Genomic DNA, 24,250 nt, shown 5'->3' with positions numbered 1-24,250 from the left:
CCGCCGCTTTTCCCCGATGCCAGACGTGCGATCTCTTGCTTCCCTGACGACTTTTCTCCGTGCGCTCGCCGCGAGCGCGACCCTTCTCGCCGCCGGTGCGCTGCATGCGCAGGCCCTGCCGCCGGGCGTGCGGCTGGGCATGACGGCCGAAGAGCTGCAGGCCGCATTGCCCGCAGCCGAGCGCGTGCAGCGGCCGCAGCGCCTCGGCGGTGGCCTCGTCGGCAATTGGCGCGCGGCGCCCGTCGAGATCGCAGGACTGCTGTTCGAGCCGACCTTCTTCTTCGCCGCCTCGGAGCTGCGGCGCGTCGAATACGTCGCGGCGGCGCAGGCCACGCCCGACAACGGCGCCGCGGCCTTCGCGGCGCTGGTGCAATGGGGCCGCGGGGCGTTCGGCAACGAACTCGCATCGCGCGACCCGGGCAGCGCATACGCCGCCTGGGTGAGCAACGACACCGACGTCTACGTGCAGCAGGTCAGCGACCCGCGCCGTGCGAGCGTGCGGCTGGTCTACAAGGCGCGGCAGCTGCGCGACGGCAGCGAGCTCTGAACGGGGTGCCTCAGGCGGCGCCGCGCTGATCGAGCTTTTGCAGCGCCACCGCCAGTTCCTCTACATCGACCGGCTTCAGCAGGTGATGGTCGAAGCCGGCCTGCGCAATGCGCAGCCGGTCGTCGGGCTGGCCCCAGCCCGTGAGCGCGATCAGCCCGATGCCATGCAGCCGCGGATGCGTCCGCAGGCGGCGCGCCAGTTCGCAGCCGTCCATGCCGGGCATGCCGATGTCCAGGATGGCGACCGAAGGCTGGAAGTGCTCGGCCTTCGCCAGTGCATCCAGGCCGCTGAAAGCCACGGTCGCCTGCGCGCCGAGCAGGCCCAGCAGCGCCCCGAGTGACTCGGCCGCGTCGCGGTTGTCGTCCACCACCAGAATGCGGTGCTGCACCGCCATCGTGGCCTCCGAGGCTCCGGCCTTCGCGCCGGCCCGCAACCCGTGGTCGAGCAGCGGCAGGGACACGGTGAACTCGCTGCCCTGGTTCGCGCCGTCGCTCCTGGCGCTGACCGTGCCGCCGTGCAGCTCCACCATGCTCTTCACCAGCGTGAGGCCGATGCCCAGGCCGCCCTGCGCGGCGCGCGCGGTGCCGCTCACTTGCACGAACATGTCGAAGATCGCGCCCAGCATGGCGGATGGAATGCCCACGCCGCTGTCTTTCACGCGCACCACCGCATGGCCGTGGCCGTCGTGCTCGACGAACACGTCGATGCGTCCGCCCTCGGGCGTGTACTTGGCGGCGTTGTTCAGCAGGTTCGCGAACACCTGCGTGAGGCGCACGCCATCGCCCTTCAAGGCCAGCGAGGCATCGGCGACGTGCACCCCGAGCGTGTGGTGGCCGGCGTCCATCAGCGGGCGGCTGAGCTCCACCGCGCCGCGGATCACCTGGTCGAGCGCGAGCTCGTCCAGTTGCAGTTCGATCTTGCCGCGCGTGATGCGCGAGACCTCCATCAGGTCGCTCACCAGCCGCACCATGTGGTCGAGCTGGCGGCCCATGAGGTCGTAGTAGGGCCGGGCGGCTTCCGACGTGAGCGGCTTGCGCTTGAGGATGGCCAGCGCGGTGCTCAGCGGCGCCATCGGGTTGCGCAGCTCGTGCGCCAGGGTGGCCAGGAATTCGGTCTTGCGCCGGTCGGCCTCGTTGAGGTCTTCCAGGATGCGGCGCAGCTCGTACTGCCGCCGCCGAGCGCGCAGCGCGCTGCGCAGTGCGCTCACCAGCGAGGCCACGCGGATCGGGCGCTCCAGCACGGTGACGTTGGCCATGCCTTCCATGGCGGTGGTGATGGCGCGCGAATCGGCGCCTTGCCGCGCGAGTATCAGCACCGGCAGGTCGGACCAGGGGGACTGGGTCGCCACGGCCGCGGCGAGTTCGGTGGCGCCGCTGCCCGTGAGCATTTCTTCGGATACCAGCAGCGCGCCGGCGCCGCGTTCGGTTTCGCGCAGCAGTTCGGGGAGGTCGGCGCACACCTGCGTCTCGATGCCCGCCTGCAGGAGCACGGCGGCGGCCATCACGGCGTCCTTCGCGGTGGCCGTTCTCATCAGCACGCGCAGCTGCGGGTCTCGCAGCTGCGGCAACTGGATCGTGGGGCCGTCGGTCACTGCGGGGGCGTGGCAATGCCGTCGATCGGCACGGGCACGCCAGTCAGGATGCCTCTGAAATGGCGCAGCGGCTCTCCTACGTTCAGGCCCCGCCGGTCCATCGAGAACGCACGGATGGAGCGCTCGTGCGCGCCGCCGCGCTTCTTGAGCACCGAGATGGCCTGGCGCACTTCGCCTTCGGCTTCGTAGTAGCGCAGCAGCACCACGGCGTCGGCAAGGTAGCTGGCGTCCACAGGTGTCTGCATCTGCATGCCGATGAGCCCGTGCTGCGCGCCGACCAGCAGCGTGGCCACACCGGACTGCCCGAGGTAGGTGAGCAGCTCGTGCAGTTGCACGATGAGAAAGCGCTCGTCGGGCATCGCGTTGAGATAGCCGTTCAGGCTGTCGATGACGATCACCTTCGCGCCGTGCTGCGTCACGGCCTGGCGGATCTCGTGCACCAGCTCGCCGGGGGAGAGTTCCGCCGGGTCGACCTGCTTGATGCGGATGCGGCCCGATTGCAGGTGGGGATCCAGCGCCATGCCCAGGCCGGCGCTGCGCGTGCGCAGGGTGTTGACGCTCTCGTCGAAGACGAAGAGCGCGGCCGTCTCGCCGCGCTCGGCCGCCGCAATGGCGAATCGCACCGCCACGGACGACTTGCCCGTGCCCGGCGCGCCGACGAACAGGGTGCTGGTGCCCTTCTCGAGGCCGCCGCCCAGCAGCGCGTCGAGCGCCTCGATGCCGCTGGGCAGCTTGCTCAGCGCGGTGTCGTTGACGTGCTCGGCCGCCACCAGGCGCGGGAACACCTGCAGGCCGCCGCGGTGAATCTTGTAGTCGTGGTAGCCGCCCCGGAACGACTGGCCCCGGTATTTCACGACCAGCAGCCGGCGGCGCGCGGAGCCGTAGTCGGAGTTCGACTGCTCCAGCCTCACCACTGCGTGCGCGATGCTCTGCACCTGCAGGTCGTGCTCGGTGGCGGTCATGTCGTCCAGCAGCAGCACCGTGCACTGGCGCCCCGCGAAGAACTGCTTGAGCGCCAGGATCTGCCGGCGGTAGCGCAGCGAGGTGCCCGAGAGCAGCCGCAACTCGGAGAGCGAATCGAACACGATGCGCGAGGGCTTGATGGCCTCCACGTCGCTCAGGATGCGCAGCGTGGTTTCGCTCAGCTCCACCTCGGAGGGGTGGAACATGGTGTATTGCTCCTCGGGCTGCAGGCTGTCCTGCGTGGGCAGCATCTCGCGCACGTGGACGCCGGAGATGTCCCAGCCGTGCGAGACGGCCACGCCGCGTAGCTCGTGCTCGGTTTCGGACAGCGTCACGTACAGCACCGACTCGCCGCGCGCCGCGCCTTCGAGCAGGAACTGCATCGCGATGGTCGTCTTGCCGGCGCCCGGCGTGCCTTCGAGCAGGTAGAGCCGGTTGGGCTCGAGGCCGCCGCCGAGCACGTCGTTCAGGCCCGGTACGCCCACGCTCAGCAGTCGCTGGTGATCAGGCTCCATGGTGGCTTCTCCATTCCATGAGTGAATGAGGTCAATGCCAAATTCAAACATCGAAGCCGTGGGGCCGCGTGCAGGACGGCGCCGCATGGCGCGCCACGGGGAGCGACTATGGGAAATGTCCTGCACGGGGCAGCGGAATCGTCCGGCTGGCCGGGTAGGGCGGATGGAGAAACTGCCTTACCGGCTCCCGCCGCCCTTCCTTCTTAATTTGGCTCTTCAGGAGAAGACGATGCGCGAAGACACAGAGATCCGCATTCCCCAGGACGATGAACGGATCGACGTCACGGACCTCAAGGAGGTCGACTACTGGACCCAGTGGTTCGGCGTGAGCGAAGAGCGCCTGCGCATCGCAGTGGCCTCGGCGGGCACCGGCAAGGACGACCTGCGGGTCTACTTCGGCCTGCCTTGATTCTTTCCGGAGGCCTCAGCCCGCGGCGAGCATGCCGCGCTCTTCGATGAATGCGACCACCTCGGCCACGCCCGTGAGCGTCTTGAGATTGGTCATCACGTAGGGGCGCTGGCGGCGCATGCGCTGCGTGTCCTGCTCCATCACGTCAAGGTTGGCGCCAACGTAGGGTGCAAGGTCGGTCTTGTTGATCACGAAGAGGTCGCTCTTGGTGATGCCGGGGCCGCCCTTTCTCGGAATCTTCTCGCCGGCGGCCACGTCGATCACGTAGATCGTGAGGTCCGACAGCTCGGGGCTGAAGGTGGCCGCGAGGTTGTCGCCGCCAGACTCGACGAACACGATGTCGGCGTTCGGAAAGTCTTCGAGCATGCGGTCGATGGCTTCGAGGTTGATCGAGGCGTCTTCGCGGATCGCGGTGTGCGGGCAGCCGCCCGTTTCCACGCCCATGATGCGTTCGGCCGGCAGCGCGCCGGCCACGGTCAGCAGGCGCTGGTCTTCCTTGGTGTAGATGTCGTTGGTGATGGCGATCAGGTCGTACTTGTCGCGCATCGCCTTGCAGAGCATTTCGAGCAGCGTGGTCTTGCCCGAGCCGACCGGGCCGCCGATGCCAACGCGCAGCGGGGGCAATTTCTTGGTGCGATGGGGGATGTGGTGCAGGGCGGAGGTCATGGAGGAAGTGTCCGGTTCAGCTTCGGAAGAGGCGGGAATATTGTGTTTCATGGCGGGCCGACAACACAGCCAGCAGGGGCGCGAAGGCCTGGCGTTCGTCGTCGCCAAGGGCTATGGCGCGTGTCACGGCCTCGGGAATTTCCTGCGCCAGCTGCCCGAGGATGCGCTGGCCCGCGCTCTGGCCCAGCGGCACGGCCTTGACGGCGGCGGCGACCATGTTCTCGGCCCAGCCGAAGGCGAAGGCCAGGCAGCAGTCGTGCACGCTGGCGTCGGTGCGGCTGGCCGCGAAGGCGAAGGCGATGGGGTAGCTGGCGGGCAGGTCGGCGAACACTTGAGCCGTGTCGGCGTGGTGCAGCTTGAGCCATTCGACGAAGGAGCGGCCCATCTGCTCGGTCTGCAGGAAGAATTCGGCGGATTCGCGGGTGGTCAGCACCCATTGGTTGAGCTCGCGGACACGTGGGGTGTCTTTGTTGCGCCAGGCTTCTACAGCCTGTGCGAAGACGGCGAGGTCGCCGCGCGCGAAGCTCAGGTGCAACTGGTCGGCGAGCCATTCGGCAGCGCGCGGCTCGGAGTCGATACCGGCCCATTCGACTGCGGCCTCGACGCCTTCGGAGTACGAGAAGCCGCCTACGGGCAGGGCTGGGGAGGCCAGCCAGATTAGCTGGAGAAGGCTTTGAGCGGCTGGGTCTGGCATGTCAGCTTTTCAGCGCGCGCTGTATTTGCGTGTCCGGGGTGCGTGCGAATGACACCGGGTGCTCCCCTCCGCGAATGTCCCCCGCCTTCGGCTCCTCCTTTATTTCGCTGCGGGGAGCACCCGGCGCCATTCGCACATGAGCGCAGTCGTTGTGCCGCGGGATCAACCGCTGCGCTGAATGACGGACAACGCATCGACGCAATTTCATCTCAGTGCGAGTGACCGTGATGACTGTGGTCGTGACCGTGCGAGTGGTCATGGTCGTCGAGCAACTCCGGCGCGAGCACGAGCGGCTTCGGGCCATTGCTGTGGGAATGGCCGTGGTCATGACTGTGACCACCGCCATGCGAATGCTCGTGCGATCCGTATGCACCGCCCTCTGGCTCGAAAGCCTCATCGACCGCCACGACGATCAGGTGCATCGAACGCAGCATGTCGGCCAGCACGTGGTCGGGCTCGATCTTGAGGTGGTCGGGCTTCAACTCGATCGGCACGTGCCGGTTGCCCAGGTGATAGGCCGCGCGCGTCAGGTCGAAGGGCGTGCCGTGGGCCGTGCAATGCGTGATGCGCAGCACCGGCTGCGGCGCAGCGATCACGCGGACCAGCGAACCGTCTTCCGCCACCAGCACATCGCCGCCCCGCACGGCGGTGCCGCGCGGCAGGAACACGCCGATCTGGCGGCCCTGCGAGTCGGTGGCGTCGAAACGGCTTTTCTGGCGGATGTCCCAGTCGAGCTCGATGGTGGAAGCGCGCTTGAGCAGCACGGGCGCAAGGCCGCGGCCCTGGGGCATGAGTTTGTTGGCGGTGAGCATGGTGCGAAGGGAGCGCCCCGGGGCGCTCGTTGGCTGAATGAATACCTTCGAGGATACGCAGCCTGTCAAGCAGGCGCATACCCCAGCTTCAAAACAGGAAATACCGCTGCGCCATTGGCAGCAGCTTCGCCGGCTCGCAGGTCAGCAGATGCCCGTCGGCGCGCACCGCGTAGGTCTGCGCGTCGATCTCCATCTTTGGCGCATAGCCGTTGTGAATCAGGTCCTTCTTGCGCACGTGGCGGATGTTCTTTACAGCGCTCAGGTGCTTGCTCAGGCCGTAGCGTTCCTTGATGCCCGATGCCAGCCCGGCCTGCGAGACGAAGGTCAGTGAGCTCTTCGCCAGCGAGCCGCCGTACGCACCGAACATCGGGCGGAAGTGCACCGGCTGCGGCGTGGGAATGGATGCGTTCGGGTCGCCCATCGCCGCCATTGCGATGGTGCCGCCCTTCAGGATGGTGAAGGGCTTCACGCCGAAGAAGGCCGGCTTCCAGATCACGATGTCGGCCCACTTGCCGACTTCGAGCGAACCCACTTCGTGTGCGATGCCGTGCGCAATGGCAGGGTTGATCGTGTACTTGGCGACGAAGCGCTTGGCTCGGAAGTTGTCGTTGCGCTCGTTGTCTTCGGGCAGTTTGCCGCGCTGCAGCTTCATCTTGTGCGCGGTCTGCCAGGTGCGGATGATGACTTCGCCGACGCGGCCCATGGCCTGGCTGTCGGAGCTGAACATGCTGATGGCGCCCAGGTCGTGCAGCACGTCTTCGGCGGCAATGGTTTCCTTGCGGATGCGCGACTCGGCGAAGGCCAGGTCTTCTGCGATGCCGGCGTCCAGGTGGTGGCACACCATGAGCATGTCGACGTGTTCGTCGAGCGTGTTCACGGTGTAGGGCATCGTGGGGTTGGTGGAGGAGGGCAGAAAGTTGGCCTCGCCCACCACGCGCAGGATGTCGGGCGCATGGCCGCCGCCCGCGCCTTCGGTATGAAAGGCGCAGATGGCGCGGCCGCCCACGGCGGCAATCGTGTTCTCGACGAAGCCCGATTCGTTGAGCGTGTCGCTGTGGATGGCCACCTGCGTGTCGGTGGCGTCGGCCACGTCCAGGCAGTTGCTGATGGCTGCGGGCGTGGTACCCCAGTCTTCGTGCAGCTTCAGGCCGATGACGCCGGCTTCGATCTGCTCGTGCAGCGCATGCGGCAGGCTGGCGTTGCCCTTGCCGAGAAAGCCCAGGTTCATCGGAAACGCATCGGCCGCCTGCAGCATGCGCTCGATGTGCCAGGGGCCGGGCGTTGCGGTGGTAGCGAAGGTGCCGGTGGCGGGGCCGGTGCCGCCGCCGAGCATGGTGGTCACGCCGGAAGAGAGAGCCTCTTCGATCTGCTGCGGGCAGATGAAATGGATGTGGCTGTCGATGCCGCCTGCGGTGACGATGTTGCCCTCGCAACTGATGATCTCGGTGCCCGGGCCGATGACGATGTCGACGCCCGGCTGCACGTCGGGATTGCCTGCCTTGCCGATGGCGGCGATGCGGCCGTCCTTCAGGCCGATGTCGGCCTTGACGATGCCCCAGTGGTCGAGGATGAGCGCGTTCGTCAGCACGGTGTCGACGGCGCCTTGCGCGCGGGTGCGCTGCGATTGCGCCATGCCGTCGCGGATGGTCTTGCCGCCGCCGAACTTCACCTCTTCGCCGTAGCCGCCGGCTCGCAGGGTGTAGTCGGCTTCAACCTCGATCAGCAGTTCGGTGTCCGCAAGACGGACGCGGTCGCCCACGGTGGGGCCGAAGATTTCTGCATAGGCGCGTCGCCCGATGGTGGCCATGTTTCAGAGCTTCCCTTGAACGAGGCCGCGAAAGCCGTAGACGATGCGATCGCCGGAAAAATCGACCAGTTCGACCGTGCGCTGCTGGCCCGGCTCGAAGCGCACTGCTGCGCCCGAGGCAATGTTCAGCCGCATGCCGCGCGCGGCCTCGCGGTCGAAGCCGAGTGCGCCATTGGTCTCGGCGAAGTGATAGTGCGAGCCGACCTGGATCGGCCGGTCGGCGGTGTTCTGTACCACCAGCGTGAGGGTGCGGCGACCGGGGTTGAGCGCGTGCTCGCCGTCGTCGGTGAAGAGTTCGCCGGGAATCATGGCCGGCCTCAGATGGCTTGGGCCAGCAGCGTCGCGCCCAGGCCGAGCACTGCGGCGCCGGCCACGCGCGGCACCCATGCGTTGGCGTGGCGCAGGGCCCAGCCCATTGCGATGCCGGCGGCGTGCAGCAGCAACGTGGCGCAGACCATGCCGGCCAGCGTGAGGGCCGCGCCTTGTTCGCTGGCCAGCTCGTAGCCGTGGGCCACGCCATGGAACACCGCGAACACGCCGACCACCGCCATGGCCACCACCGCCGGCAGATGCACGCGCGTGACGACCAGCAGGCCCAGCACCAGCAGCGAGGCCGCGATCATCGGCTCGACCGCCGGCAGCTGCACGCCGGCCAGGCCCATCAATGCGCCCACCAGCAGCATGCCGGCGAAGGCGAGAGGCGCCCAGAGCAGGTCGGGCCAGGCGCGGCGCGCGGCCAATGCGCTCCAGAAGCCGACCGCAACCATCGCGGCCAGGTGGTCGGCGCCGGTCAGCGGATGCAGGAAGCCGGTAGTGAAGCCGTGGTGCAGGCCGCCGTCGACGCCGGTGTGGGCGCTGGCTGCAAGAGGCAGCAGGAGGGCGAGCAGGGCGAGGGTTCTGGAGGCGTTGTGGCGCATGGAAAGTCCTTTTGTTCTTTGAATTTCAGACGATGGGCTGGTGCACGGTGACCAGCTTGGTGCCGTCAGGGAAGGTGGCTTCGATCTGGATGTCCGGAATCATCTCGGCGATGCCGTCCATCACGTCGGCACGGGTGAGCACGGCGCGCCCGTCGCTCATGAGTTCGGCGACGCTCTTGCCGTCGCGGGCGCCTTCCATCACGGCGGCCGAAATCAGGGCGATGGCTTCGGGGTAGTTGAGCTTCAGGCCGCGGGCCTTGCGGCGTTCGGCGAGCAGCGCCGCGGTGAAGATCAGCAGCTTGTCTTTTTCGCGCGGAGTCAGTTCCATGGGATCGGCATCGGGTGGCAGAGAGTGGCGGCCATTATGGGCAAGCCGGCTTCTTTGCAACAGTCGTGCCCTGTTCGCCAAAAGCCGTACGGATGGCACGAAAGATGCACCGAAACGGTGTGAACCCCGACGCCGTACCCACCACCCCCGACGACGCGCCGCAGCGCATCGTCAAGGTGCGGCGCGACTACAACAGCTGGGTGGCCAGCGAGACGCTGGAAGACTACGCGCTGCGCTACACGCCGCAGCGCTTTCGCAAGTGGTCCGAATGGCGGGTGGCCAACACGGCCTTCGGGGCGGCGTCGTTCCTGATCCTGGAGGCGGTGGGCGCCACGCTGCTGGTGCAGTACGGCTTTGCCAATGCCTTCTGGGCGATCCTGGCGACGGGGCTCATCATCTTCCTGGCGGGCGTGCCGATCAGCGTGTACGCGGCGCGCTACGGCGTCGACATGGACCTGCTCACGCGCGGCGCGGGCTTCGGCTACATCGGCTCCACGCTCACCTCGCTGATCTACGCGAGCTTCACTTTCATCTTCTTCGCGCTCGAGGCGGCTGTGATGGCCTACGCGCTGGAGCTGGCGCTGGGCATCCCGCCGGTCTGGGGCTACCTGGTGTGTGCGCTGGTGGTGATTCCGCTGGTCACGCACGGGGTGTCGGCCATCAGCCGGCTGCAGTTGTGGACGCAGCCGCTGTGGCTGCTGATGCTGGTGGTGCCTTTTGCCTACGTGCTGGTGCGCGATCCTGGTGCGTTTGTAGGCATTGTGCACTACAACGGGGTTCGATCCGGCACCAAGGGCTTCGATCTGCACCTGTTTGGCGCTGCCCTCACGGTCGGCATTGCGCTGATCACGCAGATGGGCGAGCAGGCCGACTACCTGCGCTTCATGCCCGCGCGTACGGCGACCACGGCGCGCCGCTGGTGGGCCGGGGTGCTGGCCGGCGGCCCGGGCTGGGTGGTGCTGGGGGTGCTCAAGATGCTGGGCGGGGCGTTGCTGGCCTACCTGGCGATCACGCACATGGTGCCGGCCGACCGCGCGGTCGATCCGAACCAGATGTACCTCGCTGCCTACGAGTACGTGTTTCCGAACTACGGCTGGGCGGTGGCGGCCACGGCGCTGTTCGTGGTGATCTCGCAGCTCAAGATCAACGTGACCAACGCTTATGCGGGCTCGCTGGCCTGGAGCAATTTCTTCTCGCGCGTGGCACACAGCCACCCGGGGCGCGTGGTGTGGGTGGTGTTCAACGCGCTCATCGCCTTCATGCTGATGGAGATGAACGTGTTCGAGGCGCTGGGCGACGTGCTCGGCCTGTTCGCCAACATCGCCATCGCCTGGATGATGGCCGTGGTGGCCGACCTCGTCATCAACAAGCCGCTGGGGCTGTCGCCGCCGGGCATCGAGTTCAAGCGCGCGCACCTGTGGGACATCAACCCGGTGGGCGTGGGCGCGATGGCGCTTGCGTCGGTGCTATCGATCACCGCGCACCTGGGCGTGTTCGGGCCGCTGGCGCAGGCCTTCTCGGCGCTGATCGCACTGGGCACGGCGCTCGTGGCATCGCCGCTGCTGGCCTGGGCGACGGGCGGCAAGTACTACCTGGCGCGCGGCACCGACGAGGCGCATGGCGCGGTGGCCTTCGCTCCTGCCGAGGGCCCGCGTGCGGTGCGCTGGGCGAAGGTCGAAACCGGCAGCTACCAGCGCCTGAAGGTGCAGCACTGCGTGATCTGCGAGCGCGAGTACGAGGGGCCGGACATGGCGCATTGCCCGGCGTACCAGGGCGCGATCTGCTCGCTGTGCTGCACGCTCGACGCGCGCTGTGGCGATTTGTGCAAGCCGCATGCGAGCCTGTCTTCGCAATGGTCGACGGTGCTGCGCTGGCTGCTGCCGCGCCGCAGCTGGCGCTACCTCGACACGGGGCTGGGGCACTTCCTGCTGCTGATGCTCGTCATCGTGCCGCTGCTGGCCGTGGTGTTCGGCGTGCTCTATCAGCAGGAGCTGCGTGCCTTCGGCGAAGGCGCACTGGAGCTGGCGTCGGAGGCCGACGTGGCCGCGGCGCTGGCCGGCGTGCAGAAGCTGTCGCTGCGCTCGGGCTTCCTCAAGGCGTACATGGCGTTGCTGGTCATCGCGGGCATCGTCGCGTGGTGGCTGGTGCTGGCGCACCAGAGCCGCAAGGTGGCGCAGGAAGAATCGAACCGCCAGACTCATCTGCTGGTGCGCGAAATAGAGCTGCACCGCGAGACCGACCGCGCCCTGCAGGCCGCCAAGCAGGCGGCCGACGAAGCCCGCGAGATCGCGGAGCAGGCCAAGCTCGCGGCCGAGCTGGCCAAGCAGGCGGCCGACCAGGCCAACCAGGCGAAGAGCCGCTACATCAGCGCCATCAGCCACGAGCTGCGCACGCCGCTCAACAGCATCCTGGGGTATGCACAGCTGATGGGCGAAGACCACTCGGTGCCGCCGCACCGCCAGCAGGCGGTGGCGGTCATCAAGCGCGGCGGGGAGCATCTGCTGTCGCTCATCGAAGGCACGCTGGCCATCGCGCACATCGAGGCCGGCAAGCTCACGCTGCATGCGCGGCCCATGCGCTTTGCCGACACGCTGCGCGAGCTGGCCGACATGTTCGAGCTGCAGGCCGCGGAGAAGGGGCTGCAGTTTCGCTTCGAGGCGGCGGGCCCGCTGCCCGAGGTGGTACGCGCGGATGAAAAGCGCGTGCTGCAGATCCTCATCAACCTGCTGGGCAATGCGATCAAGTTCACGGCGGCGGGGCAGGTCACACTGCGGCTGGCCTATGCGCGGGAGTTCGCGTCCATCGAGATCGAGGACACCGGCCCCGGCATGCCGGCCGAGGACATCGAGCGCATCTTCGAGCCCTTTGCGCGCGGCAATGCGGCGGGCATGTCGGCCGCACCGGGCGCGGGGTTGGGGCTCACCATCGCCAAGATGCTCACCGACCTGATGGGCGGCGAGATGAAGGTGCAGAGCACGCCGGGCGAGGGCTCGCTCTTCTGTGTGCGCCTGTTCCTGCCGCGCGTGCATGACACGGTGGCCGGCACCGGCCGCCCGATGCCGGTGCAGCGCGCGCGGCGCGGCTACGAAGGTCCGCGTCGCCGCCTGCTGGTGGTCGACAACGAGGAGGCCGACCGCGACCTGCTGGGCCATGTGCTCGCGCCGCTGGGCTTCGAGCTGCGCAGCGCGGCCAGCGGGCACGATGCGCTCGATCTCATCGCAGCCGGCTATAGGCCCGACGCGATGTTCGTCGACCTCGCGATGCCCGGCATCGACGGCTGGGAAACCATTCGCCGTGCGCGCAAGCTGGGGCTGACCGAGGCATCGGTGGCCATCGTATCGGCCAACGCTTTCGACAAGGGGCTGGACAACGACGTGGGCATTGCGCCGGAAGATTTCTTCGTCAAGCCCGTGCGCCACACCGAGCTGCTCGACTGGCTCGAACGCCGGCTCGGGCTGCAATGGACCGATGCCGCCGCGAAGCCGGTCGCCGCCGTGGCGCCGCGCGTGATGCAGGCGCCTTCGCTGGCCCGCCTGCGTGCGCTCGACGAGGCCGTGAGCCTGGGCTACTTTCGCGGCATCATGAACCAGCTCGACGACATCGACGCCGCGCAGCCCGAGTGCGCGTCGTGGACTGAAGCCCAGCGCGTGCTGGCCCGCCAGTTCCAGTTCGAGGCCATGAGCCGCGCGCTGGCCGAAGCCGTCGAAAGCGCCGCATGACTTCGACGACGCCACCTCCCGCCATGGAAACCTCACCACTCGCCAAGACCCTGCGCGAACAGCAGGGTGCCAACAGCGATCTCGTGCTGATCGTCGACGACGTGCCCGACAACCTCGCTGTGCTGCACGACGCGCTCGACGAATCGGGCTACACCGTGCTCATTGCCACCAACGGCGAGCAGGCGCTGCAGCGCGCCGCGCAGGCCCGGCCCGACATCGTGCTGCTCGACGCGATGATGCCGGGCATCGACGGCTTCGAGGTCGCGCGCCGGCTCAAGGCCGATGCGGCGACGGCGCACATTCCCATCGTGTTCATGACGGGGCTCACCGAGACCGAGCATCTTGTGGCCGCGCTCGAAGCCGGCGGGGTCGACTACGTCACCAAGCCCATCAAGCCGAAGGAAGTGCTGGCGCGCATGAACGTGCACCTGCAGGGCGCGCGCCGCGCACGGCAGGACGCGCGGCAGGCCGGTCAGGCGCGCAATGCGCTCGATGCCTTCGGCTACGCGAGCATCACCGTGCGCCTGCCCGAAGGCCGGCTGATCTGGCAGACCGCGCTGGCGCGCGACCTGCTGCAGCGCTACTGCGATACGCGTGCGCCCGAGACGCCGCCCGCCGTGCTCGAATGGCTGCGCAGCCACACGCCCGATGCGCGCCAGCGCGGCATCGAGCCGCCGGCGCTGTCCATCGTGCAGGGCGCGAGCAGCCTCACGCTGCGGCTGCACCAGCAGACCAGCAGTGACGACGACGGCGACGAGTGGATGATCATCATGCGCGAGGTGTCCGACACCGCCGTCATCGAAGCCATGAGCCTGAGCCTGAAACTCACGGCGCGCGAGGCCGAGGTGCTCTACTGGGTGGTCAAGGGCAAGACCAACAAGGACATCGGCGAGATCCTGGGCAGCAGCCCGGCCACCGCCAAGAAGCACCTGGAGCGGGTGTACGTGAAGCTCGGCGTGGAGACGCGCACGGCCGCGGCCGGCGTGGCCATCAAGCGCATCCGCGAGCTGCAGCCCCAGTTCGAGATCTGAAGAAGGCCGGCTATTGCGGCCGGCGCCGCCTGCGTCATGGCGACTACTTTCGGCGTCCCTAGAATGGTTCGAGGGCTCCGGGACGCGCACGATGAAGAACAACAGGCACGACAGAACGACAACCCGACCGCCAAGCAGCGGCTGGATGCTTGCTGCTTCCTGCCTGTTCGCGAACCTGGCCGCGAGCCCGGGCGCACACGCCGCAGGGCATTTCGACGTGGACGACGCGAGCACGCTCGACCCGGGCCAATGCCAGTACGAGACCTGGTGGGGCCGCACGGGTGTGGAGCCTGTCACGGGGTTTCACTTCGGGCCCGCCTGCCGCGTCGGGCCGGTCGAGCTGGGCCTGAACTTCGACCGCACCTCTGTGAGCGGCGTTCATTCGGTCACCGGCGGACCGCAGCTCAAGTGGAATTTCTACGGACAGGCGGCCGACGCGCCGTTCAGTGCCGCCGTGTCGATGGGCGCGGTGTTCGACCTGAAGCGCGGTGGCCGAGCGGGCGGGCAGTTCGTGGTGCCTTTGACGTGGCGGCCGCTCGAGAGCCTGCAGGTCCACGCCAACGCAGGCGCCGACTGGGCCAACGGAACCGGTGCGCGCACGCCGCGCGGCGGCATTGGCGTCGAATGGGCGCTGAACGACACCGTATCGCTCATCGCGGAGCGCAACCGGGCGGCGGGCCTGTGGACCTCGCGCATCGGCGGGCGCTTCAGCATCACGCCGCTGATCAGCGTGGACGTGAGCACATCGCGCACCGGGCCGCAGGGCGTGCGCGGCTTCGTGATCGGGCTGAACCACGAGTTCACCTGGAAGTGAACCGTGGGGGATCAGCGCAGGTAGCGCTGTATCCGCTTCTCGTCCTCGGCCAGCTGCTGGCGCATCAGCGAAATGAAGTCCCTCGCCGTGGCCGAGAGCACCTTGCCTGCCGGCAGCGCCAGCAGGCAGGTGAAGTACACGTCGACCGAAAACTTGCGCACCACCAGCCCGCGCTCCGCGTAGTCGAGCGCGGTGATCGGGTTGACTAGCCCCACGCCCAGGCCGCGCAGCGCCATCTCGCACACGCTGGCCGCATAGGGCGTCTGCACCAGCACCCGCAGCGCCACGCCGTGCGGGGCCAATGCGGCTTCGAGCCGCTGGTGCGAAGGGTCTTCGGGGTTGAGCGAGAGAAAGGGCGCCTCGGCCAGTTGCTCCGGCTTGATGGTCTTGAAGCGGGCCAGCGCGTGGCCTGCCGGCATCACCACCACGCCGGGAAAGCGCGAGAAGGTGGAGTGGTCGATGCCTTCGAGCGAGAGCTCGTCGGCCATCAGCCCGAAGTCGGAGATGCCCATGGCCACGCGGTCGCGCACGTCCTTGGAGCTCAGCACCTGCAGCGACACCTGCGGCCAGGGGCTCGCGCCGCGGTGCGCCTTCAGCCGTGCCAATGCGCGCGGCATGAAGCCCAGGCCGTAGGCGGGAAAGCTGCTCAGCTCCAGCTGGCTGACGCCGAAGTCGCGCAGGCTGCGCACGCGGTGCTCGATGGCGTCCATGCCGATGAACACCCGCTCCACCTCGACCCACAGCGCGCGTGCCTCGGGCGTGGGCACCAGCCGCCCGCCGGTGCGCTGGAACAGCAGCATCCCCGCTTGCGTCTCGAGGCGCTTGAGCGATTGGCTGATGGCGGGCTGCGTCACATGCAGCAATGCAGCGGCCTTGCGGGTGGAGCTGCCGCGCATGAGAGCCCGGAAGGTTTCGATCTCGCCGAATCGCATCGATAAGTCTTGTTATCGGTTGAGTATCTGAGGCTGCATAATTTTATTTCCGATTGCATAAGATTTGGTCACAACTTCTGACGCATGACCCGTGACGACATTGCCCGTTCTGGACTTCAAGTTCGCCGCTCCTCCCCCGGATCCCCTGGCTCATCCTCCGGGTAATCCCTTGGGGTTGGTGCGTGACCAGGCACCCAAGCCCGTGCGCAACCCGAACCTGCGCGGCCTGCAATGCCTGCGGTGCGATGCGCTCTACCCGGTCACGCTGGCGCACGACGGCTGCCCCGCATGCAAGCGCGCGGGCTTCCACGTGGCGCTGCGCGCCAGCTACCTGCCCGACAGCACCGAGGCGATGCCCATGCCCTACACCTCCGGCTTCGCGCTGGGGGAGGGGCAGACGCCGCTGGAGGACATGCCGGAGCTGGCGCAGCAGTTCGATGTGGCGCGCCTGGCCCTCAAGGACGAATCGCGCAACCCCACCGGCTCGCACAAGGACCGCATGACGGCGGTGGGCGTGGCGCAGGCGCTCGACTTCGACGCCCACACGCTGGTGCTTGCCTCCTCGGGCAACGCGGCCGTGTCGGCGGCGCACTACGCATGGGCCGCGGGCCTGGGCTGCGAGGTCGCAACCTACGAAGGCATGCCGGCCACCTACACGCGACAGCTCGATGCACTTGGCGCGCGGCGCTATGTGTTCGCCGACAACGCGGGCCGCTGGGCCTTCGTGCGTGAGCGTTCGCAGCACCCAGGCTACTTCGCGCTGACCAACTACCGCCTGCCCGCGCTGGGCAGCGCGCCGCTGGCCATCGAGGGCTACAAGCCGATCGCGCTCGAATGCGTGGCCGATGGCGGCCTGCCGGACCACATCGTGATTCCCACCGCGCGCGGCGATCTGGCCTGGGGCATCTACGCGGGCTTTCGCGACCTGATGGCCGCGGGGCGCATCGGGCGCCTGCCCAGGCTCTGGCTGGTGGAGCCGTTTCCGCGCCTGGCGCGCGTGCTCGCGGGCGGCGCCATCAACGGCAGCTACCCGGGCCACACCGCGCAGTTTTCCACCGCGGGGGCCACCGTCACCTACCTGCAGTGGCAGGCCGCGACCGCCACGGGCGGCGGCGCGGTGGTCGTGGGCGACGACGAAGCGCGCGCCGCGCGGCGGCTGCTCAGTTCGCTCGGCGTCAGCGCCGAGCTCTGCGCTGCCGGCGGCCTGGCCGCATTGCGCCAGCTGCGCGAGAGCAATGCCATTGCGGCCGATGCGCACGTGGTGCTGATGCTGACCGCCAATGCGGCCGGCGATCCGAGCTGGCCCGACCGCCCGATCTAACTTCCTTCAGGAATTCACCATGCCGACGATGCAACGCCGGGCCTTTCTGGCCGCCGGCTCTACGGCCCTGCTCGCTTCGTTTCGACCGGCGTGGGCGGCCTACCCCGACAAGCCCGTGAAGCTCGTCGTGCCGTGGGCGGCCGGCGGCAGCACCGACGCGATTGCTCGCGCCATGGCGCAGCGCATGAGCCAGACTATCGGCAGCCCGGTGATCGTGGACAACCGGCCAGGCGCCGCCGGCATGATCGGCACCGACGCGGCGGCCAAGGCCGCGCCTGACGGCTACACCATCGCCATCGTCGAGCTGCCGCATGCGATTGCGCCGGCCGTGACGGCGAAGCTGCCCTATGACCTGCTGCGCGACTTCACGCCTGTGACCATGATCGGCACCTCGCCGCTGGTGTTCTTCGCGGGCATGGACGACGACAGCAAAGACTTCAAGACCTTCCTGAAGACCGCGGCTGCGGCATCGGCGAAAGGTGCGCCGCCAGCCATCGCGCACAGCGGCGCGGGCACGGTGAGCCACCTTGCCGCCGAACTGCTGGCGAGCCGCACGAAGATCAGGTTCAACATGGTCCCGTACCGCGGCTCGGCGCCTGCGCTCACCGACGTGGCGGCGGGCACGGTGGCGGGGCACTTCGCGACGCTGGCCAGCGGCTCCAGCCTGCTGGGCGCCAACCGCATCCGTCCGCTGCTGGTGACGAGCACGCAGCGCGTGACGAACATTCCCGGCCTGCAGAACGTGCCCGCACTCGCGGAGAACGGGCTCAAGGGACTGGAGATCGATCAGTGGTGGGCCATGGTCGCGCCGGCCACCACGCCGCTCGACGTGATCGAGAAGCTGCGCCGCGAGGCCATCGCCGCGCTCGACCATCCGTCGGTGAGGGAGCGCCTGTCGGTGCTGGGCGTGCAGATGAAGGGCTCGACGCCGACGGAGTTGCGCGCCTTCCTGCGCTCGGAGGCCGAGCGCTGGCAGAAGGCCGCGCACGAGATCGGCCTGCAGCCGCAGTAAGCGGGCTGAACAGGTTGGGCCTTACTTCGCGTCGCTGTAGACCGTGGCGCGCGACACGCCCATGTGCGCGGCGGCAATCTCGGCGCCGCGGCGAACCTCCAGCAGGCCTGCCTTCTTCAGTTCCTGCACCAGCTGCTTGCGGTCGGCCGGCTTCAGCGAGCGCGAGGTGGTCGCGCGCGCGGCCGCGAAATCGTCGATGCGCGCGTGGATGCGGTCCGAGTGGTTGCCGCCGGCCTCGATGTGCTCGTGCACTTCCTTGTCGTCGATCTTCGTGAACTGTGAGATCGCGGCCTGGAAGCTCTGGAACAGCGTCAGGTCGACGTTCAGGCACAGCGCGGCCACGTACTCGCCGCTGTCGTCCTTGACGCCGATGGATGTGCTCTTGACCTTGCGCCCGTCGGGAAAGGTGTTGGCGTAGTTCGCTATCACCGCCGGAAACTCCGGGTCTTGGATGCGCGCGAGACCCAGCTCCGTGACTGACTGGCCGACCTCCCGGCCGCTGAGGCTGTTCTCGATGGCGTAGATCGCGTTCTTCGGATTGCTCAGGTCGTGCACCACGACTTCGCAGAAGGGCGCAAAGGTCTGGCCCAGGCCTTCGGCCATGTTGCGCAGCATCTCCAGGACCTGCTTGTTCGACTTTTTCTTCATGCCGGGGAATGTATCCAGCTCTGGACGAACAATCTAATTTGTACAAAAAGTACAATGTTAGATGTATTATCCAATTTTGACCAGGAGCCTCGAATGACCGCGAGAGAACGCGCACGCTATGTCGACCCACGCACCGGCAGGCACTACGACCTGTCCGAACGCCGATGGCGCTCGGACGACGGCCATCCGATGATGGTCACGCCGCTGCCCGGCATCTCGCGCGACGACATCGATTCGCGCACCCGCTCGCTCTGGCGCTACCGCGCGGCGCTGCCCGTGGCAATCGACAAGCCCGCAAGCATGGGCGAAGGCTGCACGCCGCTGGTGCAGAAGCGCTGGGGCAGCCTCGAGCCGTACTTCAAGCTCGAGTGGTTCAACCCGACCTGCAGCTTCAAGGACCGCGGCGCGGCGGTGATGATGTCCTTCCTGCGCCAGATCGGCGTCGACGCGGTGCTGGAAGACAGCTCGGGTAACGGCGGCGCAGCCATTGCCGCGGCAGGCGCGGCGGCTGGCATGCGCGTGAAGGTGCTCGCGCCGAGCTACACGCCCGCGCCGAAGGTGGCGCAGATCCGGGCCTTCGGCGCAGAGGTGCAGTTGGTGCCGGGGCCGCGCGAAGAGTCGGAGTACGAGGCGGTGCGCCAGTCGGAGTCGATCTTCTATGCGAGCCACAACTGGCATCCGTTCTTCCTGCAGGGCACGAAGACGCTGGCGTATGAGCTGTGGGAAGACCTGGGCTTTGTCGCGCCCGACAACGTCGTCATTCCGACTGGAGCGGGCAGTAACGTGCTCGGGTGCTGGATCGGCTTCAAGGAGCTGCTGGCGGCGGGGCAGATCAGCAAGCTGCCGCGCATTTTTGTCGCGCAGCCGCTGAACTGCTCGCCGATCGATGCGAGCTTCACCGCCGGAGTCGACACGCTGGTGGACCGTGTCGTGCAGCCGACCATTGCCGAAGGCACTGCGATCAAGCGGCCCGTGCGGCTCCAGGAAATCCTGCAGGCGCTGCGCGAGACGAAGGGCAAGACCGTTGCGCTGACCGAGGAGCAGATCGCGGCTGCGGTGCGCCGGCTGGCAGCAAGCGGGCTCTATGCGGAGCCGACCTCCGCTTCGGCCGCGGCGGCCATCGAGGTGCTGGCGCAGCGCGGCGACATCAAGGCCAGCGAGGTGACTGTGGCCTTGTTGACCGGCACCGGTCTGAAGTCGACGCAGTTCATGACCGAGCTGTTTGGCGGCGCTGCCGCCGTCGCTTAGCGAACTGCTGTCATCGACGCCAGGCACCGGCACCGCAGGCCGACTCAGTGGCTTGTTACTTCCACTTCCAGCCGATGCCGGCGTTGACGCCCCACTCCTTGCCCGTGGTCGACAGGCCCGCACCCCAGGACATCTTGCCGTCGTCGGACAGTGCCTTGAAGGTCAGCGCCACCGCGCTGTAGCCCTTGTAGTTGCCAAGGCCCACGCCCACTGTTTTCTCGCCGGGAGACAGCGTTGGCAAGTAAGTGCCGGACATCGCGAAGGCCATGGCCGTGCCCGAGTAGGCAATGCGGGCCACGTCGCCGACCTGGCTCTGCACCTGATTCAGCTGCTGCACGTTGACCGCGTCGCCCGGCAGGATGCCCGGCGCCACGTTGCCGATGCGCGTGCCGCCCGGCGCCTGGCCGTTGCCCAGCGTGACCTGGTTGTAGTTGACCGAGCCGTCCGGGTTGGTCGCGTACTGCACGCTGCTGGCCTTCACGGTGGCTGCAGATGCCTTGAGCTGTGCGACGTTGGCCGCATCGCTGTCGGCCGTACCCGCGGCCACGGCCGTGATCTGGCGGTACTGGCCGTTGGCCACGTCGCCCACCGACGCTGCGGCCTGCGTGCTGGTGGTCGCCTGGATGGCCACCCGGTGCTGCGCTGCTGCACCAGCCGGCACATAGCCGGCCACGCCCGCGGCGGTGGAGGCCACCGAGCCCGCGCCCAGTGCGACGCCGCCGCTTTGCTGCGCGATGGCGCCGAAGCCGATGACCGTGCCCTTGGAGATGTTCGGCGCCTGGCTCAGCGGCGTGCCGCCGGCGTCCGCGTTGTCACCCAGCGCCACGCCACCACCACCCGCTCGGGCATTGGCGCCGATGGCCTGCGAGCCCGTGGCCAGCGCCCCGGTGCCGATGGCGATTGCGTTCAGACCCGTGGCCTGCGCACCGCTGCCCGCTGCGAAGGAGTTGGTGCCGCTGGCCACGGACAGCGGGCCGATCGCCACCGCTTTCTGGCCGCTGGCCACCGAATCGCCAGCCGTCGAATTGGCGTGGAAGTACCGGGTGCCCTTGTCGTTGATCGTGTTGACCGTCGTGCTCAGGCTGCCGAGGTTGCCATTGGTTGTGTTCAGGCTCGTCGAGAGATTGCCCAAACCGGTCGAGAGGCTGCCGATGCTGCTGGTTGTGGTGCTCAGTCTTGTCGAAGTAGATGTAGACAAGCTGTCGATGCTGCTCGTGGCCGTGTTGAGGCCCGTCGACAGACTGCCAATATTGCTCGTCGCGGTATTCAGGCTGGTCAGGACGGACGTGGACAAGCTATCGACGCGGCTGGCAACGATGCCCAGCCCTGTGGAAGTCGATGTCGACAGGCTCGCAACGGAGTCGTTCGTTGCGGTCAAACTGGTGGACAGGCTGGCCACGTTGCTGTTCGTCGTGTTCAGGCTGGTGGACAACGAAGCAGTCGCCGTCGACAGCTGGCTGACATTGACGGCATCCGTCGGAGCGCCGCCTGCGGCGACGTTGGTGAGCCTGCGTTCGCTGCCGCTGGCCCCGACAGACACTTCACCAGCCGGCGTCGCAGCGGAGATCGCAGCACCCGGGGAAGGTGTGTAGCCGGCTACGCCTTGCAATGCGGCGAGCGAATCCGCCGTCTTGCTGGCCGCTCCGATGGCCACGCTGTTGTCGTATTTCGCGTCAGCCCCATTGCCAAGAGCCATGCTGCCTTGGCCGGCAGCGGTAGCGGCCCCGCCAATCGCGATGCTGTCCGAGGCGGTCGCTTGAGCCCCTCTGATCGAGTTGCTGCCGATGGCAATGGCCCCGGCGCCTGAAGCGGTCGTTGAATTGGCGGCCGATAGAGCCGTGCTTCCGTCGCCACCGGCTCCGCCGATTGCGACCGAGTTCAGGCTTTGAGCTTGTGCGCCAAAGCCAAGCGCGGTGCTTCCGGTGCCGGAAGCATTTGCCGAGAGGCCAAGCGCGCTGGCCCACTGGCCGGCTGTGCTGGAGAACCCGAAAACGGCCGCTCCATTTCCAACCCCTTGGGAGTAGGTTCCGAACACCGATACGGCATCCAGACCGTTGCCACTCGTATTGCAGCCAAGGATGTTGGACCATGGCCCGGTTCCATCGACCGGTTGAGCGTTTGTTCCGGTAACAGCCACTTGCCCGATGGTCGCCGTGGTTGTGGAGTTGCAGTTGGCCGGTGCGTAGGTGGATGCGCTGGCATCCGATGCCGTCATCTGCAGGCCGGCAGCCAGAATTGCGGCAACTACTGCCGACAGTCTGAAGCTGCCTTTGCCATGAGTCTTGGTGATTTCGGTGGCTGCTAGCCATGCGCCGGGCGACTCGCTCCAGATACCGCGATACAGATTATTCATAACAATTGATGAGGGAAAGGAAATCTAAAAACATGAGATCAAAGACGGATTTGCGTGCGCGCGAAATTGCGATGCGATTTGCGGCACGAATTCCGGAGAGCCCGCGCCTCGTGCTTCCAGGCGCAAGGCGTGTTGCCGTACTCCGCCAGGACCTCTCAGGCCGCGGAATGTATCGACTGACGCTCGAGTTGGACAATGACGTTTGCTGTCAATTAATGACCGCCGTCAATGGATTCAACGGCCCGCTGAGGGGCGAATTTTTATTTCGGACTGGGAAGAATTTCGCGCTTTCCAAACGGCATTCGCGTAAGGCCGTTGTGCGCGCTCTTGTTCGTTGCCGATTAATGACAAGAATTGGCAAAAAATGTCATTCGGCGGCGTTGAAAACGTTTTCTTCTTTGAATCGAAAAGTTCACGCTTTCAGCGCAGGAGCCCCGATGGCGTGGCGCTTCGGGAGCCGCGGTGGCTCCGAGCAAGCCGCCTCGGCACGTTCAAGGAGTTCGTGCCGGTTTCTCGCTACCAGGGCCAGGCGATGCGTGTGCCCATGCCCGCTTCAGCCGCACGCGCATGCAGCAGGCGTGCAACGGTCAGGTCCTGCAGCGCGAGGCCTGTCATGTCGAAGACGGTGATGTCGTCGGCGGCTCGTTCGACAGCCGTCTTGCCGCTCAGCAGGTCGCCCAGTTCGACGCATGGCGTGTCGGGCGACCACTGCGTTTCGCCGATCTGCTGCGCCTGCGTGCGATCGTCGACGAACAGCCGCACGCGTGGCAACAGGCCTTCGGGAAGCTCGCGCTTGCCGCGGGTGTCGGCGCCTACGCAGTTCAGGTGTGTGCCGGGCCGCACTGCTTCGAGGGCGAAGAGGGCGCCGCCGCCCGGCGTGGCGGTGATCACGATGTCGCTTTGGGCAACAGCGGTGTTGCGGTCGCTGGCCGGCGCGATGTCGCAGCGGCCGGTGAAGTGGGCCTCGAACGCCGCATTGCGCTGGCCGTTCGTACTTATATAAAGAACCTCGCGCAGCGATGGCACCAGGCGCAGCGCGAAGTCGAGCTGGATGCGCGCCTGCACGCCGGTGCCGAAGACGCACAGCCGCGTGCTGTCGGGCCGTGCAAGCTGCTGGAGGCCGAGCCCGCCTGCCGCGCCCGTGCGCACTGTCGTCACCGTGTTGCCGTCGATGACGCACAGCGGCCGGCCGGTCGCTGGGTCGATCAGCAGGATCGTCGCTTGATGGGGTTCGCCGCCGCGTTGCCGGTTGGCCGGCCAGAAGCCCGCGGCCTTGAAGCCGAGCAGGCCCTGGGCCTGCACGTCACCAGACTTGATGCCGAACACCCCGCCCGTGCGCAGCGGCTCTCGTACGACCGGGAAGACGCGGCCCTCGCGTTCGCTGTGCAGCACGAAGGCTTCTCGCACGGCCTGAAGAACGTCGTCGGGGGAGAGGAGGGCGTCGACCTGGTGCTTGTCGAGCAGCAGGAGTTGGGCGTCCGAAGGCGCGGGGGATGTTGTCATCTGGAAATATTATCTACTTTCAGACGAAAAATCAAAGCCAATGCAAACTTGCTGCTCAGCGGCCGGTATGCACCTTGATCCGGATCGTCGCTACGTCCCATCCCCGGTTCTTGAGCCGCGTCACCAGCATCGGCGACAGCTGGCGCAGCTTGGCGGCCGCGGCGCTGCCCTTGACCAGCAGGCACCACACGTCGCCTTCGGCCGGCCCGGCCTGCACGGCACCGCGCATGGCCGGCGGAATCAGCCCTTCCACGGCCTTGAGCCGCTCCGCGGTGTCGCGCGCGCGCGCCATCAGGCTGCCCAGGGTGGGCGCGCCTTCTGCAGCTTGCTGCAGCGAAATGGCGGGGGGAAGTCGGCGATACATGCGTAATCCAGGGGTTAGAAACAAGACAGCTAAAATGCCCGGTTTGCCGGCGTTCG

The 24,250-nt window shown here is 67.4% G+C and carries 22 protein-coding genes; 8 read left to right on the top strand and 14 right to left on the bottom strand.

Annotated features, from left to right (window positions below):
• The first annotated feature begins 16 nt into the window (after positions 1-16).
• On the top strand, positions 17-547 hold the full coding sequence (locus BMW87_RS16785) for a hypothetical protein (RefSeq protein ID WP_093077511.1): 531 nt from the start codon (positions 17-19) through the stop codon (positions 545-547).
• 10 nt (positions 548-557) lie between these two features.
• On the opposite strand, the gene BMW87_RS16780 is transcribed toward BMW87_RS16785, so the two are convergent.
• Positions 558-2,138 carry a hybrid sensor histidine kinase/response regulator gene (locus BMW87_RS16780; RefSeq protein WP_256216801.1) on the bottom strand — a complete coding sequence of 527 codons (1,581 nt, stop codon included), beginning with the start codon at positions 2,136-2,138 and terminating at the stop codon, positions 558-560.
• The gene (locus tag BMW87_RS16775) at positions 2,135-3,616 is read right to left on the bottom strand and encodes an ATPase domain-containing protein (protein WP_093077509.1); all 1,482 of its coding nucleotides are present in this window, start codon (positions 3,614-3,616) and stop codon (positions 2,135-2,137) included. The genes BMW87_RS16780 and BMW87_RS16775 overlap by 4 nt, the downstream gene beginning before the upstream one ends.
• A gap of 229 nt (positions 3,617-3,845) precedes the next feature.
• On the opposite strand from BMW87_RS16775, the gene BMW87_RS16770 reads away from it, so the two are divergent.
• Complete coding sequence (locus BMW87_RS16770; RefSeq protein WP_093057417.1) at positions 3,846-4,025, top strand: DUF3606 domain-containing protein; 180 nt, start codon at positions 3,846-3,848, stop codon at positions 4,023-4,025.
• A 15-nt stretch (positions 4,026-4,040) separates the two neighbouring features.
• Here the strand turns inward: BMW87_RS16770 and ureG are convergent, their stop codons facing one another.
• From ureG to BMW87_RS16735, 7 genes are all read right to left on the bottom strand, one after another.
• Positions 4,041-4,691, bottom strand: coding sequence for an urease accessory protein UreG (gene ureG, locus BMW87_RS16765; protein ID WP_093077507.1), 651 nt, complete (start codon positions 4,689-4,691; stop codon positions 4,041-4,043).
• 16 nt (positions 4,692-4,707) lie between these two features.
• Entirely contained in the window at positions 4,708-5,385 is a 678-nt protein-coding gene (locus BMW87_RS16760; RefSeq protein ID WP_093077506.1) for an urease accessory protein UreF, read from the bottom strand.
• A 209-nt stretch (positions 5,386-5,594) separates the two neighbouring features.
• On the bottom strand, positions 5,595-6,197 hold the full coding sequence (gene ureE / locus BMW87_RS16755) for an urease accessory protein UreE (protein ID WP_093077504.1): 603 nt from the start codon (positions 6,195-6,197) through the stop codon (positions 5,595-5,597).
• A gap of 88 nt (positions 6,198-6,285) precedes the next feature.
• Positions 6,286-8,004, bottom strand: coding sequence for an urease subunit alpha (gene ureC, locus BMW87_RS16750; protein WP_093057421.1), 1,719 nt, complete (start codon positions 8,002-8,004; stop codon positions 6,286-6,288).
• A 3-nt stretch (positions 8,005-8,007) separates the two neighbouring features.
• Positions 8,008-8,313: an urease subunit beta gene (locus BMW87_RS16745; protein ID WP_093057422.1), complete on the bottom strand. Its 306-nt coding sequence runs from the start codon at positions 8,311-8,313 to the stop codon at positions 8,008-8,010.
• A gap of 8 nt (positions 8,314-8,321) precedes the next feature.
• Positions 8,322-8,921, bottom strand: a complete 600-nt coding sequence (locus BMW87_RS16740; protein ID WP_093077503.1) for a HupE/UreJ family protein — start codon at positions 8,919-8,921, stop codon at positions 8,322-8,324.
• A 25-nt stretch (positions 8,922-8,946) separates the two neighbouring features.
• Complete coding sequence (locus BMW87_RS16735) at positions 8,947-9,249, bottom strand: urease subunit gamma (RefSeq protein WP_093057424.1); 303 nt, start codon at positions 9,247-9,249, stop codon at positions 8,947-8,949.
• A 104-nt stretch (positions 9,250-9,353) separates the two neighbouring features.
• On the opposite strand from BMW87_RS16735, the gene BMW87_RS16730 reads away from it, so the two are divergent.
• From BMW87_RS16730 to BMW87_RS16720, 3 genes are all read left to right on the top strand, one after another.
• Complete coding sequence (locus BMW87_RS16730) at positions 9,354-12,968, top strand: hybrid sensor histidine kinase/response regulator (RefSeq protein WP_093077501.1); 3,615 nt, start codon at positions 9,354-9,356, stop codon at positions 12,966-12,968.
• A 23-nt stretch (positions 12,969-12,991) separates the two neighbouring features.
• Entirely contained in the window at positions 12,992-13,999 is a 1,008-nt protein-coding gene (locus BMW87_RS16725; protein WP_093057426.1) for a response regulator transcription factor, read from the top strand.
• Between the two features lie 145 nt (positions 14,000-14,144).
• Positions 14,145-14,813 (top strand): hypothetical protein, encoded by a 669-nt coding sequence (locus BMW87_RS16720; RefSeq protein ID WP_256216800.1) that lies wholly within the window; start codon positions 14,145-14,147, stop codon positions 14,811-14,813.
• 11 nt (positions 14,814-14,824) lie between these two features.
• Here BMW87_RS16720 and BMW87_RS16715 read toward each other — a convergent pair whose 3' ends face one another.
• Positions 14,825-15,745, bottom strand: a complete 921-nt coding sequence (locus tag BMW87_RS16715; RefSeq protein WP_093057427.1) for a LysR substrate-binding domain-containing protein — start codon at positions 15,743-15,745, stop codon at positions 14,825-14,827.
• Positions 15,746-15,836: 91 nt separating this feature from the next.
• On the opposite strand from BMW87_RS16715, the gene BMW87_RS16710 reads away from it, so the two are divergent.
• Entirely contained in the window at positions 15,837-17,066 is a 1,230-nt protein-coding gene (locus BMW87_RS16710; RefSeq protein WP_093077500.1) for a threonine synthase, read from the top strand.
• Between the two features lie 19 nt (positions 17,067-17,085).
• The gene (locus BMW87_RS16705) at positions 17,086-18,078 is read left to right on the top strand and encodes a Bug family tripartite tricarboxylate transporter substrate binding protein (RefSeq protein WP_093077498.1); all 993 of its coding nucleotides are present in this window, start codon (positions 17,086-17,088) and stop codon (positions 18,076-18,078) included.
• 21 nt (positions 18,079-18,099) lie between these two features.
• Here the strand turns inward: BMW87_RS16705 and BMW87_RS16700 are convergent, their stop codons facing one another.
• Positions 18,100-18,726, bottom strand: a complete 627-nt coding sequence (locus BMW87_RS16700) for a helix-turn-helix transcriptional regulator (RefSeq protein ID WP_093057430.1) — start codon at positions 18,724-18,726, stop codon at positions 18,100-18,102.
• Positions 18,727-18,819: 93 nt separating this feature from the next.
• On the opposite strand from BMW87_RS16700, the gene BMW87_RS16695 reads away from it, so the two are divergent.
• Positions 18,820-19,974 carry a threonine synthase gene (locus tag BMW87_RS16695; protein WP_093077497.1) on the top strand — a complete coding sequence of 385 codons (1,155 nt, stop codon included), beginning with the start codon at positions 18,820-18,822 and terminating at the stop codon, positions 19,972-19,974.
• A gap of 55 nt (positions 19,975-20,029) precedes the next feature.
• On the opposite strand, the gene BMW87_RS16690 is transcribed toward BMW87_RS16695, so the two are convergent.
• The 3 genes from BMW87_RS16690 to BMW87_RS16680 form a co-directional block, all read right to left on the bottom strand.
• Positions 20,030-22,327, bottom strand: coding sequence for a YadA-like family protein (locus tag BMW87_RS16690; protein WP_093077495.1), 2,298 nt, complete (start codon positions 22,325-22,327; stop codon positions 20,030-20,032).
• 516 nt (positions 22,328-22,843) lie between these two features.
• Entirely contained in the window at positions 22,844-23,830 is a 987-nt protein-coding gene (locus BMW87_RS16685) for an ornithine cyclodeaminase family protein (RefSeq protein WP_093077494.1), read from the bottom strand.
• Positions 23,831-23,885: 55 nt separating this feature from the next.
• The gene (locus tag BMW87_RS16680) at positions 23,886-24,194 is read right to left on the bottom strand and encodes a hypothetical protein (RefSeq protein WP_093077492.1); all 309 of its coding nucleotides are present in this window, start codon (positions 24,192-24,194) and stop codon (positions 23,886-23,888) included.
• Positions 24,195-24,250 lie beyond the last annotated feature (56 nt).

This window comes from Variovorax sp. OV084 (genome assembly GCF_900111625.1).
Lineage (GTDB): Bacteria > Pseudomonadota > Gammaproteobacteria > Burkholderiales > Burkholderiaceae_C > Variovorax.
Note: the sequence above shows the minus strand (reverse complement) of the source record. Positions and strands in the feature narration are given on the sequence as shown.

Coding starts and splice junctions, on each gene's coding strand:
- BMW87_RS16705 (WP_093077498.1), top strand. CDS start 17,086: ATGCCGACGATGCAACGCCGGGCCTTTCTGGCCGCCGGCTCTACGGCC.
- ureE (WP_093077504.1), bottom strand. CDS start 6,197: ATGCTCACCGCCAACAAACTCATGCCCCAGGGCCGCGGCCTTGCGCCC.
- ureC (WP_093057421.1), bottom strand. CDS start 8,004: ATGGCCACCATCGGGCGACGCGCCTATGCAGAAATCTTCGGCCCCACC.
- BMW87_RS16785 (WP_093077511.1), top strand. CDS start 17: ATGCCAGACGTGCGATCTCTTGCTTCCCTGACGACTTTTCTCCGTGCG.
- BMW87_RS16770 (WP_093057417.1), top strand. CDS start 3,846: ATGCGCGAAGACACAGAGATCCGCATTCCCCAGGACGATGAACGGATC.
- BMW87_RS16680 (WP_093077492.1), bottom strand. CDS start 24,194: ATGTATCGCCGACTTCCCCCCGCCATTTCGCTGCAGCAAGCTGCAGAA.
- BMW87_RS16745 (WP_093057422.1), bottom strand. CDS start 8,313: ATGATTCCCGGCGAACTCTTCACCGACGACGGCGAGCACGCGCTCAAC.
- BMW87_RS16760 (WP_093077506.1), bottom strand. CDS start 5,385: ATGCCAGACCCAGCCGCTCAAAGCCTTCTCCAGCTAATCTGGCTGGCC.
- BMW87_RS16685 (WP_093077494.1), bottom strand. CDS start 23,830: ATGACAACATCCCCCGCGCCTTCGGACGCCCAACTCCTGCTGCTCGAC.
- BMW87_RS16690 (WP_093077495.1), bottom strand. CDS start 22,327: ATGAATAATCTGTATCGCGGTATCTGGAGCGAGTCGCCCGGCGCATGG.
- BMW87_RS16735 (WP_093057424.1), bottom strand. CDS start 9,249: ATGGAACTGACTCCGCGCGAAAAAGACAAGCTGCTGATCTTCACCGCG.
- BMW87_RS16725 (WP_093057426.1), top strand. CDS start 12,992: ATGGAAACCTCACCACTCGCCAAGACCCTGCGCGAACAGCAGGGTGCC.
- BMW87_RS16775 (WP_093077509.1), bottom strand. CDS start 3,616: ATGGAGCCTGATCACCAGCGACTGCTGAGCGTGGGCGTACCGGGCCTG.
- BMW87_RS16740 (WP_093077503.1), bottom strand. CDS start 8,921: ATGCGCCACAACGCCTCCAGAACCCTCGCCCTGCTCGCCCTCCTGCTG.
- ureG (WP_093077507.1), bottom strand. CDS start 4,691: ATGACCTCCGCCCTGCACCACATCCCCCATCGCACCAAGAAATTGCCC.
- BMW87_RS16695 (WP_093077497.1), top strand. CDS start 18,820: ATGACCGCGAGAGAACGCGCACGCTATGTCGACCCACGCACCGGCAGG.
- BMW87_RS16715 (WP_093057427.1), bottom strand. CDS start 15,745: ATGCGATTCGGCGAGATCGAAACCTTCCGGGCTCTCATGCGCGGCAGC.
- BMW87_RS16720 (WP_256216800.1), top strand. CDS start 14,145: ATGCTTGCTGCTTCCTGCCTGTTCGCGAACCTGGCCGCGAGCCCGGGC.
- BMW87_RS16730 (WP_093077501.1), top strand. CDS start 9,354: ATGCACCGAAACGGTGTGAACCCCGACGCCGTACCCACCACCCCCGAC.
- BMW87_RS16700 (WP_093057430.1), bottom strand. CDS start 18,726: ATGAAGAAAAAGTCGAACAAGCAGGTCCTGGAGATGCTGCGCAACATG.